Raw genomic sequence first — 12,731 nt, 5'->3', positions numbered from 1 at the left:
CTCTGGTCTAAAATGGGTAGGATATGCGCCCGCAGACCCTGCCGGGATGCTCCGCCCCTCACACGCTCGGCGCCCGCCGTGCCCGGGGCAATTGGTGAGCTCTCGCGGTCCCCGCGGTGCCGCCCCATAGTGACAAACCAGCCGACCGGCCCCAACGTGCCGGTGGTACGCAGAGAAGAGTGACAATGACCGATTCCGTGCAGGAACACGAGGGCCCGAAGGGCCCGGCTCAGGTCCTCGCCAACATCGCGCAGGTCCTGGAGAACAACCCCGAAAAGGGTCTGGACGCCGTTCGTGAGGCATTTGAGGCCGAGCGAGAGCGCGCCCAGCGGGAGATTCGCGAGAAGGCAAAAGACTTTGACAGCCTCAAGGAGGTGCGCCTGAGCTTCTTCGGTGAGAAGGGCATCATGAGCATCGCCAACCGCCAGATGCGCGACCTTCAGAACCAGCACAAGGGCCCCGTGGGCAAGCTGCTGGGCCAGGCCCGTGCCGCACTGACCGAGGTTATTGAGGCTCGCACTAAGGAGCTGGAGACCGAGCGTGAGGCCCGCATCCTGGCCGAGGAGGCCGTGGACATGTCGGCCGCATCCGCTCGCCGCTCCCTGGGCGGTCGCCACCCCATCGCCCTGATGCAGGAGCGTCTGACCGACATCTTCGTCGGCATGGGCTGGGAGGTTGCCGACGGCCCCGAGCTGGAGTCCGAGTGGTACAACTTCGACGCCCTGAACATTAAGCCGGACCACCCGGCGCGCGAAATGCAGGACACCTTCTACGTTGAGCCGAAGAACGCTCACCTGCTGCTGCGCACCCACACCTCCCCGGTGCAGATGCGCTCGATGCTCTCGCGTGAGCTGCCCCTGTACATTGTGTGCCCCGGCCAGGTGTACCGCACCGATGAGCTGGACGCGACCCACACCCCGGTCTTCCACCAGATTGAGGGCCTGGCCGTGGATAAGGGCCTGACCATGGCCGATCTGAAGGGCACCCTGGAGTACATGGCCCGCGCCATGTTCGGCGAAGAGGCTAAGATTCGCCTGCGCCCGAACTTCTTCCCCTTCACCGAGCCCTCCGCCGAGCTGGACCTGTGGCACCCCAACGCCAAGGGCGGCCCCCAGTGGATCGAGTGGGGTGGCTGCGGCATGGTGAACCCGAACGTGCTGCGTGCCGCCGGCATCGATCCCGAGGAGTACTCGGGCTTCGCGTTCGGTATGGGTATTGAACGTACCCTCATGTTCCGTAACAACGTCGCTGACATGCATGACATGGTCGAGGGCGACATCCGTTTCTCTGAGCAGTTCGGGATGGAGATCTAAATTATGCGTGTACCCCTGTCATGGCTGCGCGAGTTCGTGCCTGTAGCCGAGGATGCTTCGGCTGAAGATTTGATGGCAACCCTGGTGAAGGTTGGTCTGGAAGAAGAAGACGTTCACCGCCCCACCGACGAGATGTCGGGCCCGATTGTGGTGGGCCAGGTTCTCTCTATGGAGCCGGAGACCCACTCGAACGGTAAGACCGTGAACTGGTGCCAGGTGCGTGTGGTTCCGGAGGGTCAGGAGCAGACTCTGACCGGTAAGGGCATCGAGCCTTCCGGTGTTCAGGGCATCATCTGCGGTGCCCACAACTTCAAGCCCGGCGACAAGGTTGTTGTGACCCTGCCCGGCGCCGTGCTGCCCGGCGGTTTCGCGATTACCGCTCGTAAGACCTACGGCCACAAGTCGGCCGGCATGATTGCCTCGACCCGCGAGCTGGGTATCGGCGACGACCACGGCGGCATCCTGGTGCTCTCGACTCTGGGCCTGGACCCGGAGCTTGGCACCGATGCGATGGAGCTGCTGGGCCTGTACGATCAGGCGGCTGAGGTGAATGTGACCCCGGACCGCGGTTACGCGTTCTCTCTGCGTGGTATTGCTCGCGAGTGGTGCCACGCTACCGGTTCTTCCTTTGAGGATTTTGTGCTGGCGTACGGCGAGCGCGCTCCCGAAGCGAACTCCTCCGGTCACCCGGTGGTCCTGCGCGACGATGCCCCGATTCACGGTAATCCGGGTTGCGTGCGCTTCGTGATGCGCGAGGTATCCGGCGTGAAGGCGGACGCGCCGGTTCCGACGTGGATGTCCTCGCGTCTGCGTCTGGCCGGTGTGCGCTCGCTGTCGCTGCCCGTCGACATCTCCAACTACGTGATGCTGGAGACCGGTCAGCCCCTGCACTTCTACGATGCCGATAAGGTTCAGGGCGAAATCGTGGTGCGCCGCGCGGTGGCCGGTGAGAAGCTGGTGACCCTGGACGGCGTGGAGCGTACCCTGCACCCCGAGGACATCGTGATTGCCGATGATTCGGGCGTGATCGGCCTGGCCGGTGTGATGGGAGGAGCCTCGACCGAGGTGACCGACTCGACCACCCGCATCCTGATTGAGGCCGCACGCTTTGACGAGGTGTCGGTGGCTCGCACCGCCCGCCGCCACAAGCTGATTTCCGAGGCCTCCAAGCGTTTCGAGCGCGGCGTGGACCCGCAGATTCAGGCAGCTGCCGCCCAGCGTGCCGTGGAGCTACTGGTCGAGCTGGCCGGTGCCCAGGCTGAGCCGGGCGTTACCGACGTGTCCCTCGGCTACGAGCCGGTCGTCATCGAGCTGCCCGCCGAGTACACCGCCGGCCGCATCGGCGTGGACTACTCCCCGGAGCAGATTGAGTCCAGCCTGCGCGAGATTGGTTGCTCGGTGGAGCGCACCGAGTCCGGCTACCTGGTGGCCGTTCCTTCCTGGCGCCCCGACCTGCGCGCGAAGGAAGACCTGACCGAGGAAATCGCCCGTATCGACGGCTACGAGAACATCCCCTCGACCCTGCCGGTGGCCCCCGCCGGCCGCGGCTACACCCCCGAGCAGGCAGGCAAGCGCCGCGCCCTGAACGCGCTGGCCGCAGCCGGCCTGACCGAGGTCTTCGCCTACCCCTTCGTGTCGGCTGAGGCGAACAACCTGTGGTCGGCTCCGTGGGTCAGCACCCCCGAGAACCCCGTGACCGAGGTGCCCTCAATTCGCCTGGAGAACCCGATTTCTTCGGCTGAGGGCTGGATGCGCCGCTCGCTGCTGCCCGGCCTGGTCGAGGTGCTCAAGCGCAACCTTTCCCGCGGCTTCAAGAACCTGGCCATCTTCGAATCCGGCCACGTGTTCATCCCGGGTGAGAAGCTGGGGTCAGACTCTATCCCGCCGCTGGGCGTTCGCCCCTCGGATGAGGTTCTGGCGGACCTGAACGCCGGCATCCCGAAGCAGCCCTCGTTTATTGCCGGCCTGTTCGCCGGCACCGAGCACGAGGTGATGCCCGGTGCGGCTCCTCGTGCTTACGATTGGCGCGATGCCTTGGACGCCGTGCGTCTGATTGCGGATGCCGTATCCGCGCCGATTACCGTGCGTAACGGCGTTCATACCGCATTCCACCCGGGACGCGTGGCCGAGGTCCTGGATGCGAACGGCGAGCGCATCGGTTTTGCCGGTGAGTTGCACCCGAAGCTGTTGCAGGAGCTGAACCTGCCGGAGCGCACCTGCGCCTTTGAGCTGGACTTCTCCGCCCTGTTCGCGCACCGCGTCGAGGTACACCAGGCCGTTCCGGTGCTGACCTACCCGGCGGCAACCCAGGACGTAGCCCTGCTGGTGGACCGCGATCTGCCCGCTTCTGAGGTGGAGCGCGTGCTGCGTGAGGGCGCCGGTGAGCTGCTGGAGGATATCCGCGTGTTCGACGATTACCGCGGTACCGGCATCGATGAGTCGAAGAAGTCCTTGGCGTTCGCGCTGCGTTTCCGCGCACCGGATCGCACTCTGACCGCGGACGAGGCTTCCGCCGCTCGAGAGGCAGCCGTGGCGGCCGCCGTCGAGCAGCTGGGCGCGGAGGCTCGCGTCTAGTCGAGACCAAGTGACGCTGACGGGGTGGGGGCTTCGGCTCCCACCCCGTTTGCGTGAACACCTGCGCGTTCGACGGCGCATCCGCCGAATTTGTATCTGAATATGCGCGTTTGGCCTCGTCAGATAAAGAATAAAGCACAAGTTTGTTCTTTTATTGGTGATGCTCCGCGGTAATGGGTACCCTAGAAGGTAGACGATTTGAGGGAGAGATAATGGCTAACCGAGAAAGCTCGCACGATCGCCGTCCGCAGAACGAGGATTCTGCGACTAATCATTCCGAGGATTTCCGCTACGAGGAGCCCGAAGAACTAGAGTATGAAGAGTACGACGAGTACGACGACTACGAAGAGTACGATGACGACGAGGATGACGAGGAAAACGCCTCCCTTTTTGCGATGAGCGAGGATGAGCTGGAGGAGCGCCCCGGCGTGAACTGGCTGTCGGTGCTCTCGGCCGTCGTCGCGGTGGTCGTGGCCATTATTCTGGCGGTCGTGGGCGTGCGTTCCTTCGCCTGGGTGAACGCGAATGCCGACTACGCCGGCCACAGCTGGGTTGTGCAGGGCACCTACCAGGATTTGACTCCCGACCTGATTACCAAGGAGAACGTGGCGCGCTATAAGGGCAACCTCCCCGCCGATGATGCGCTCAACGGCAAGACGTACGTGTCGAATCTGAAGGATAAGTACAAGGTCAATTCCAGCGCTACGGTGGAGTTCCGCGGTTCGCAGACCGGTGACGTTCCGGCCGATTTCCCGCGTGAGGTGGATGGCCTACTGGTTGAAAACAACGGTCAGCTCGAGGTTGTTTACACCGCAGAGATGGGCACCCTGAAGCCCGTAACCGAGGGCCAGGTGACCGGTCATCGCGTGGCCGGCATCGCAAGCATCATCGGCGCGATCCTGGTGCTGCTGGGCGGTATGGTGTTCGCCGTGTGGCTGAACCGCCGTTCCCGTAACGTGGAATACGAGGACCTGGACGGTCTGGTGGATAACGAGGACTAACCGATCAGTCCTTCCATAACGATTTTGTGGGGGCCCGCCTCCCGCGCCGGTACGTGATGAGCGTAGTCGGTGCGGTAGGCGGGCTTTCGCTGTGCTCCCGGAAGATGCTCCCCAAAGAGGGGGCGGCGCCTATGCATAGCACGCGAGGTTATACGTCCGGGTGCGTATTTGCACGCGGAGATACGGCGGCTGGAACGTACATATCGTGAGATTCCGGGGCGGATTTCCCTATAAATATGAGAATAATCCATATTTATGACGCATATTTATGTGCATATGTATTATCTTGGGTAGAGAGGACGCTACCCGTTCCACCGACGGACGGGAAGGTCCGTACTCGTGATTGGCACCGTAGGAAGAAGAGATAACATGCCTTTCCCCTCGACCAAGATCGCGCGTCAGGCCCGCATCGTTGAGCTGCTGCAGACCCGACGTGTACGTTCCCAGGCTGAACTGGCGCAGTACCTGACCGATGACGGTATGAAGGTTACTCAGGCCACCCTTTCCCGCGATCTCGTTGAAATTGGAGCCGAGCGCATCCGCGATGAGGGCGCCGGTCTGATTTACGCTGTTCCGAACTATCCGGCTCGTCGCGGTGGCGGCACCGCGCCGGACGCCCGCATGATTTCCCTGTTCAAGGAGCTGCTGATTACCGCCGAGGGTTCGGCGAATATCACGGTGCTGCGTACCCCTCCGGGGGCGGCCCAGTTCCTGGCTTCCTCAATCGACCAGAGTGGCATGGACGCCATCCTGGGCACGATTGCTGGAGACGACACCGTGATGGTGATTACCCGCGACCCCAATGGCGGGGCCGGGCTGGCTGAAAGCTTCCTGGACTGGTCGGCAGCCCAGTAGCGTGCGAGGGGTGCGCCCCGGATCGTCCGATGAAGAATCGGCGGTCCCGGACGCACCCCCGTTGCGTACCCGAGACAGGGCAAGTGGGCCCGGAGGCCGAGAGCCTCATGAGGGCATCAACCTATAGACGAAGACGATACGAACAACACAGAACAACACCGCAGGAGAACTCAACGATGACTTCTACAACCGCTTCGACTCCCAGCGATCCCTCGCAGGCAGCGCCCTCGGCCCGGAATAATACCGCCTCAATTCTGGCGGAGGCGGCCGCAGCCTCCCCGCGCAAGACCGCGCTCGCACTGCCCGCCGCGGGTGACGCCTCCGAGTCCTCCTCGCTGCTGAACATCAGCTACGGCGAACTGGCCTCGGCAGCGGCAGAGGTGCAGCGATACCTGGGGACCCTGGGCGTGGAGGCGGGCGACCGAGTGGCCCTGTCCATGCCGAACGTGCCGCTGATGCCCGCCCTCTACTACGGTATTGCCGCGCGCGGTGCAATTTGCGTGCCGCTCAACCCCCTGCTGTCGGGAGCGGAGCTGGAGTACCACCTTGAAGACAGCGGCGCAAAGGTTCTCTTCGCCTTTGCCGGCACTCGCCTGGCGCAGGAGGCCGCCTCGACGGTGCCGGTGAAGAACGGTTCGGTGCGGTGCGAAATTTTTGAGCCCTCCGCCTCGCCCCTGGCCCCCTTTGACGGTGTGGACGTTCCGCTGGCACCCGCCGTGGTGAAAGAGCAGGATCCCGCGGTTATCCTGTACACCTCGGGCACGACCGGCCGCCCGAAGGGAGCCACCCTCAGCCACGCGAATATCCTCTCGAACGCCCGCAGCTGCGTGAAAGTTTTTGGTTTCACCGCCGAGGACGTCATCTTTGGCGGCCTCCCTCTCTTCCACGCCTTCGGCCAGACGGTGTCGATGAACGCGGCTTTTGCGGCCTGCGCGACGGTGGCGTTGCTTCCGCGCTTTACGCCCGACCACGCGCTGAGCCTGATTGAGGCGGCCCGGGTGTCGGTCCTGGCAGCCGTGCCGAGCATGTACATCTCTCTTGCGGCCCTCATGGCTGAGCAGCCGGAGCGTTGCGCCCGCCTGCGCGGTACGGTGCGCTTCGGCATTTCGGGTGGTTCGGCTCTGCCCGCTCCGGTGCACGAGGCTTGGAAGGAACTGGCCGATTGTACCGTGTACGAGGGCTACGGCCTGAGCGAAACCTCGCCCGTGGTCTCCTTCAACCAGGCGGCCTTCGGCATGGTGCTGGGCTCGGTGGGCCGCGTCCTGCCCGGTGTGCAGGTTCAGGTGCGCGACTCCGCGGGCGTCGAGTGCCCGACGGGGGAGAGCGGCCAACTGTGGGTGCGCGGCGAGAACGTGATGCTCGGTTACTGGAATAACCCCGAGGCAACCGCCGGAGTGTTCGACGGTGAGTGGTTTGCGACCGGGGACGTGGCTCGCGTGGATGCCGACGGCAATATCTTTATCGTGGACCGCATCAAGGACATGGTGTTGCGCAACGGCTACTCGGTGTACCCGCGCGAGATTGAGGACGTGCTGTACACCCATGATTTGGTGCAGTCTGTGGCGGTGCTGGGCGTGCCGGATGAACGCGTGGGCGAGGAGATCGTCGCCGTCGTGGTGCCGCGGGCCGGAGCCGACTGGGGCGTGGTGCAGGCGGAGCTCAACGCCCTGGCCCGAACCCGCCTTGCGGCCTACAAGTACCCGCGCCGCTACGTTGCGGTGGATGCGATGCCGCTGGGCCCGACCGGAAAGATTCTGAAGCGGGACCTGCGTTCGAAGCTGGCGGAGTCCTAAGAGCATACTGAGAGCGTAGAGTCCTAGAACGCGGGGCCCTAACCCCCGATGCTTCCCGCGCTTCAAAGCCCCGGCCCCCTCACATGAGGAAGCGGCCGGGGCTTTACGCGTGAACCTCGCGTCAATCTCGCGTTGATGCGGGCTAATGCGGGTGACCTGCGAGTGTATAGAGGAAAAAAGCGCTGGAACAGAGTAGAATTCTCTAGGCGGCCTGTGCCGCCGCAGACGATTCCGGGCCGTTCGAGCCCGACGCCACCCCACGAAAGAGAGAGCATGAGCGTTCCCGCTTCTGAGGCTACCCCCATCGAACAGCGCATCCCCGCGGCCTGCGCCACGATTCAGGATTACCCGCACGAGGGCATCCTCTTCTACGATGTGACGACTCTCTTCGCCAATCCCGAGGTATTCAAGGCCTGCATCGATGAGCTGGCCCACCGCTTCGAGGGCGAGTTTGATGTGGTCGCCGGTGTGGAGGCCCGCGGCTTCCTGCTGGCATCGGCCCTGGCTTACGCTACGGGCAAGGGCATCATGACGATTCGCAAGGCCGGCAAGCTTCCCCGCGAAACCTACCGTGAGGAGTACGCGCTCGAGTACGGTACCGCGGCCGTCGAGATTCACTGCAGCGACTTCGCGCCGGGTACCCGAGTGCTGATTCTTGACGATATTCTGGCAACCGGCGGTACCCTGGAGGCCGCGGTGAAGCTCGTGGAGCGCGCCAACCTTAAGGTTGCCGGCGTGGCTGCCCTGCTGGAGCTGGACGGCCTGGGCGGCCGCGATGCGCTGGCCGGTTACCGCGTTGAGACCCTGAGCCTGGTCTCCGAGTAGCGGCCCGATAGCGGATTCCGCATTATTTCTTCCTGCCGTAGGGCAGAACCGAGGTGCCCCTTCCGATGCTTTCGGGAGGGGCACCTCGTCGTCTGACCGGTGCTACCGGAAGCCGTCATATTTCTGGGCTCGAGAGCCCATCCTGTAGAATAGTGACCCGTATTTTTAGGTGCCGCTCACGGTGCCGCACTGAGACGCACTATGTTTAAGGAGCTTGCGTGTCATCTGAATCCCTGTCCCACCGGCCCGAGGAATCGTCGAAGGCTGAGCAGCTATTTGCAGAGCAGATGGCTGCTGAGCGCGAGTACGTGTCCCGCGTATACGCTCGTCTGGACGAGCTACGCGAAGAGACCGGTCAGAAGCTGGCGGATGTGCGCAAGAACCAGGCGGTGGGCGGGCACCAGAACCGTTCGGAGCGTGATTCCTTCGCAACCTATTACGAGGATCGCCTGGCTCAGCTGAACGCCGTGGATTCTCGCTTGACCTTCGGCCGCCTGGACATGGACCGCGAGGGTGCGGATGCTGTGCGCTACATCGGCCGCATCGGCATTATCGACGATAACCAGCGTCGCCTTCTCATGGACTGGCGTGCCCCCGAGGCGGGTACCTTCTACCAGGCCACCGCGTTTCAGCCGATGGGCGTGCGTCGCCGTCGTCACCTGATGCTGGAGGGCCGCACCGTCGTAAACATTGAGGACGAGGTCTTCGACGAGGCCATGCTGGAGGACTCGGATGCCCTGCACGGTGAGGGAGCGCTGCTGGCCGCGCTGAATAAGAAGCGTACCGGCCGCATGGGCGATATCGTGGCGACCATTCAGGCTGAGCAGGATGCAATCATCCGCTCGGAGCTGCCGGGCGTGCGCGTGGTCCAGGGTGGTCCCGGTACCGGTAAGACCGCGGTGGCTCTGCACCGCGCGGCCTATCTGCTGTACACAAATCGTGAGCGCCTGTCGAAGGCGGGTGTGCTCGTGGTGGGCCCCTCGAATTCTTTCATGTGGTACATCGAGCGTGTGTTGCCTTCGCTGGGCGAAACCGGCGTGGTGATGGCTTCGCTGGCGACCCTATACCCGGGCCTGCGCGCCGTGCCCGAGGAAGACCGCGCGGTGGCATCCCTTAAGGGCGATTTGCGTATGGTCAAGGTCATTAAGCGCGCTGTGGCGGACCGTCAGAAGGTTCCCGCACGGGCGCAGCTTCTGAACGTTGAGGGAACGGACGTCGAGCTGACCCCCGAGATGGTGCGTTCGGCTCGTTCCCGCGCCCGCTCGACCGGTAAGCCGCACAACGAGGCCCGCGAAACCTTCGTGAAAATTCTGTTGAAGGAGCTGACGGCCAAGCTTGATGAGCAGCTGAACCGCGCGGCGGGCCGCGTGGTGGAGCGCCCTTACCTGCAGGATGACGTGCGCGCCTCCATGGACGTGCGTCGCGCCCTGAACCTGGCGTGGATGCCGCTCTCGCCCGAGACCCTGTTGCGCTCGCTGTATTCGAAGCCGCACTACCTGGAGTCGGCTACCCGTAGTCTGTCGAAGGCGGAGCGAGAGCTTCTGGCCCGTCCTGCGGATGCTCCCTTTACCGAGGCTGATGTCCCCCTGTTGGATGAGGCCGCGGAGCTGCTGGGCGATTTCTCGAAGGTGACGGGTGCCGCTGCGGCGGCGCGTGCGGCGGCCGAGCATCGCGCGAACCTTGAGAACGCGACGAAGGCTTTGGAGAACGTGCACCAGTCCCTGGAGGATATTGGCGCCGATGGCGTGATTACCCCCGAGCAGATTGCGATGATGAACGAGGTGCGTGGCGAGCGGATGACCGCGGCGGCCGCGGCTTCGTCCGATCGCACCTGGGCGTACGGTCACGTGGTGGTGGATGAGGCGCAGGAGCTCTCGCCGATGCAGTGGCGTCTGCTGATGCGACGCTGCCCCATGAAGTCCTTCACGATTGTGGGCGATATTGCGCAGGCTTCGTCGCCGGCGGCGGCTTCGTCGTGGGCGCAGGCCCTGGAACCGTTCGTGGGGGAGCGCTTCACCCTGGACGAGCTGACGATTAACTACCGCACTCCGGCGCAGATTGCGCAGGCGGCAGCTTCGGTGGCTCGGGCTGCCGGCTACGAGGTGTCGGCTCCTCGCGCGGTTCGTGAGGGTCAGTGGCCTCCGCTGATTCGCGAGGTTGCCCCCGATGCCGTGGTGGAGCAGACCGTGTCCGTGGTGAGCGATGAGGTTGCCCAGTCCGGCGGCGCGCTGATTGGCGTGATTTGCCCGTCGAGCCTGTACCTTGAGACGGCTCGGGCGGTGGCTCGTGCGCACGCCGACCGCACGGGTACCGCGCAGACGGCTCTGGAAAACCAGGTGCTGGTGCTGACCCCGTGGGAGGCGAAGGGCCTGGAGTTCGACGTTGTGGTGATTGTTGAACCGCAGCAGCTGATTGATGATGCGGACGGCGCGGTGGGTGACGTGTACGTGTCGATGACCCGTCCCACCCAGCGCCTGTATCTGGTGGGCTCGCGCATGCCCGCGGGCCTGTAGCCGCATCCATGCACCCGCCGCCGGGCGCTTGTTCTGAGCGTTTGTGCCGGTGCGGTGTTAGGCTTAGTACATATTTTGTTCGGACGCCTCGTGCGTCGTTACCTTGTGAATGGGAGAAGCATGTCTGCCGAGATCCTCAACGCGCAGCATAATGACGATACCTTCGAGAATATTTGGCAGGAGCTGAAGTGGCGCGGCCTGGTGCACGTGAGCACCGATGAGGCTGCCCTGGAGAAGGCGCTGAGTGAGGAGACCCTGACTTTCTACACGGGTTATGATCCGACCGCGGCTTCGCTGCACCTGGGCCACCTGGTGCAGCTGCTGGTGATGCGTCGTCTGCAGCTGGCAGGTCACAAGCCGCTGGGCCTGGTGGGTGGTTTCACCGGTCTGATTGGTGATCCGCGTCAGACGTCTGAGCGTGTGCTGAACTCTCCTGAGGTTGTTGCTGAGTGGGTGAAGTCCCTGCGCGCACAGATTGAGCGTTTCCTGTCTTTCGAGGGTGAGAACGCTGCTCGGATGGTGAATAACCTGGACTGGAGCGGTCAGATGTCTGCTCTGCAGCTGCTGCGCGATGTTGGTAAGCACTTCCGCGTGGGCACCATGGTGAAGAAGGAGATTGTGGCGAAGCGCCTGAACTCCGACGAGGGCATTTCGTACACCGAGTTCTCGTACCAGATTCTGCAGGGCCTGGACTTCCTGGAGCTGAACCGTCGTTTCGGCTGCACTCTGCAGACCGGTGGTTCTGATCAGTGGGGCAACCTGACCAGCGGTACCGAGCTGATCCGTAAGGTCGAGGGTAAGAGCGTTCACGCTATTGGTACCCCGCTGATTACTAACTCTGACGGCACCAAGTTCGGTAAGAGCGAGGGTAACGCTATTTGGCTGAACCCGCAGATGTGCTCGCCGTACGCTTTCTACCAGTTCTGGCTGAACACCGCGGATGCGGATGTTGTGGATCGTCTGAAGGTGTTCACCTTCCTGACTCGCGCTGAGATTGCTGAGTTCGCCGAGAAGGTTGAGAAGGAACCGTTTAAGCGTGAGGCTCAGAAGACTCTGGCGTACCTGGTGACTTCGCTGGTTCACGGTATTGAGGCTACCGATCAGGCCGTGGCTGCTTCGGAGGCTCTGTTCGGCAAGGGCGATTTCGCTGCTCTGGACGAGGTAACCCTGGAATCTGTGGTTGCGGAGCTTCCTTCTGCGAAGCTGACCGAGGATCGTCTGGACTTGATTTCGGTACTGACCGAGCTGGGCTTTGCGAAGTCTAACTCTGAGGCTCGTCGCATTCTGAAGGAGGGCGGCGCTTCGGTGAACGGCGTGAAGGTTCAGGGTGAGGACGCCACCATCTCCAAGGATGACCTACTGCACGGTCGTTTTGCGATGGTTCGCCGTGGCAAGAAGAACCAGGGCGCGGTTGAGCTGGTCTAGTCTCTTCTGACTTTCTCTATACATAGAGGGGGAGGGGTTCTTCTCTACTGAAGTATTCATTACTGAATGTTCGGTGGGGGAGTGCCCCTCCTTTTCTGTTCCCGATATACGTTCCCTATATGCACAGAGAGCCCCTCCGTCAGGAGGGGCTCTTCTTGTATCGTTCTGCTGCCCTCTTCTGGCTCTGAGTTTTCTTGGTTTGTCTTTGTCCGCGAGGGCTTTGGGCACCTTTCGACCCTGTTTTGGGGCTCCAGAGAGGGGAATTCGCAGATTTTTGAGGTTTCTAGAAGTTTTTTGAAGATTTTTTAGCACCCATAAAACGCACTGACTAGGCAGTTTGGTGTTTGTGGGGGTGTTCGAGGCCCTTTCAAGGCCTTATTTGTGTTCTACTTCACCCGTATTCGGGTTGCGGGCCTGTATTCGGGTCTGTAT

The 12,731-nt window shown here is 62.9% G+C and carries 8 protein-coding genes; all 8 read left to right on the top strand.

All coding sequences use genetic code 11. The features are described 5' to 3' along the window. Positions 1 to 185: 185 nt before the first annotated feature. The 8 genes from pheS to tyrS all read left to right on the top strand — a co-directional run bounded on the left by pheS (position 186) and on the right by tyrS (position 12,299). Positions 186 to 1,313 carry a phenylalanine--tRNA ligase subunit alpha gene (gene pheS / locus ADJ95_RS03720; protein WP_049332723.1) on the top strand — a complete coding sequence of 376 codons (1,128 nt, stop codon included), beginning with the start codon at positions 186 to 188 and terminating at the stop codon, positions 1,311 to 1,313. A gap of 3 nt (positions 1,314 to 1,316) precedes the next feature. Further along, positions 1,317 to 3,887: a phenylalanine--tRNA ligase subunit beta gene (gene pheT, locus ADJ95_RS03715; protein ID WP_049332721.1), complete on the top strand. Its 2,571-nt coding sequence runs from the start codon at positions 1,317 to 1,319 to the stop codon at positions 3,885 to 3,887. A 212-nt stretch (positions 3,888 to 4,099) separates the two neighbouring features. Further along, a complete protein-coding gene (locus tag ADJ95_RS03710; RefSeq protein WP_049332720.1) occupies positions 4,100 to 4,888 on the top strand; it encodes a hypothetical protein in 789 nt (262 codons plus the stop codon). A 369-nt stretch (positions 4,889 to 5,257) separates the two neighbouring features. After that, positions 5,258 to 5,743: an arginine repressor gene (locus ADJ95_RS03705; RefSeq protein ID WP_049332718.1), complete on the top strand. Its 486-nt coding sequence runs from the start codon at positions 5,258 to 5,260 to the stop codon at positions 5,741 to 5,743. 176 nt (positions 5,744 to 5,919) lie between these two features. Next, a complete protein-coding gene (locus ADJ95_RS03700) occupies positions 5,920 to 7,536 on the top strand; it encodes an AMP-binding protein (RefSeq protein WP_049332716.1) in 1,617 nt (538 codons plus the stop codon). 273 nt (positions 7,537 to 7,809) lie between these two features. Beyond that, the gene (locus ADJ95_RS03695) at positions 7,810 to 8,361 is read left to right on the top strand and encodes an adenine phosphoribosyltransferase (protein ID WP_049332713.1); all 552 of its coding nucleotides are present in this window, start codon (positions 7,810 to 7,812) and stop codon (positions 8,359 to 8,361) included. A 218-nt stretch (positions 8,362 to 8,579) separates the two neighbouring features. Continuing rightward, on the top strand, positions 8,580 to 10,874 hold the full coding sequence (locus tag ADJ95_RS03690; RefSeq protein WP_049332711.1) for a HelD family protein: 2,295 nt from the start codon (positions 8,580 to 8,582) through the stop codon (positions 10,872 to 10,874). Positions 10,875 to 10,994: 120 nt separating this feature from the next. Next, positions 10,995 to 12,299, top strand: coding sequence for a tyrosine--tRNA ligase (gene tyrS / locus ADJ95_RS03685; RefSeq protein ID WP_049332708.1), 1,305 nt, complete (start codon positions 10,995 to 10,997; stop codon positions 12,297 to 12,299). Positions 12,300 to 12,731 lie beyond the last annotated feature (432 nt).

The sequence above is a fragment of the Rothia mucilaginosa genome, assembly GCF_001061665.1.
Taxonomy (GTDB): domain Bacteria; phylum Actinomycetota; class Actinomycetes; order Actinomycetales; family Micrococcaceae; genus Rothia; species Rothia mucilaginosa_A.
The sequence above is the reverse complement of the archived record's forward strand: the minus strand, read 5'-3'. Positions and strand labels throughout refer to the sequence as shown.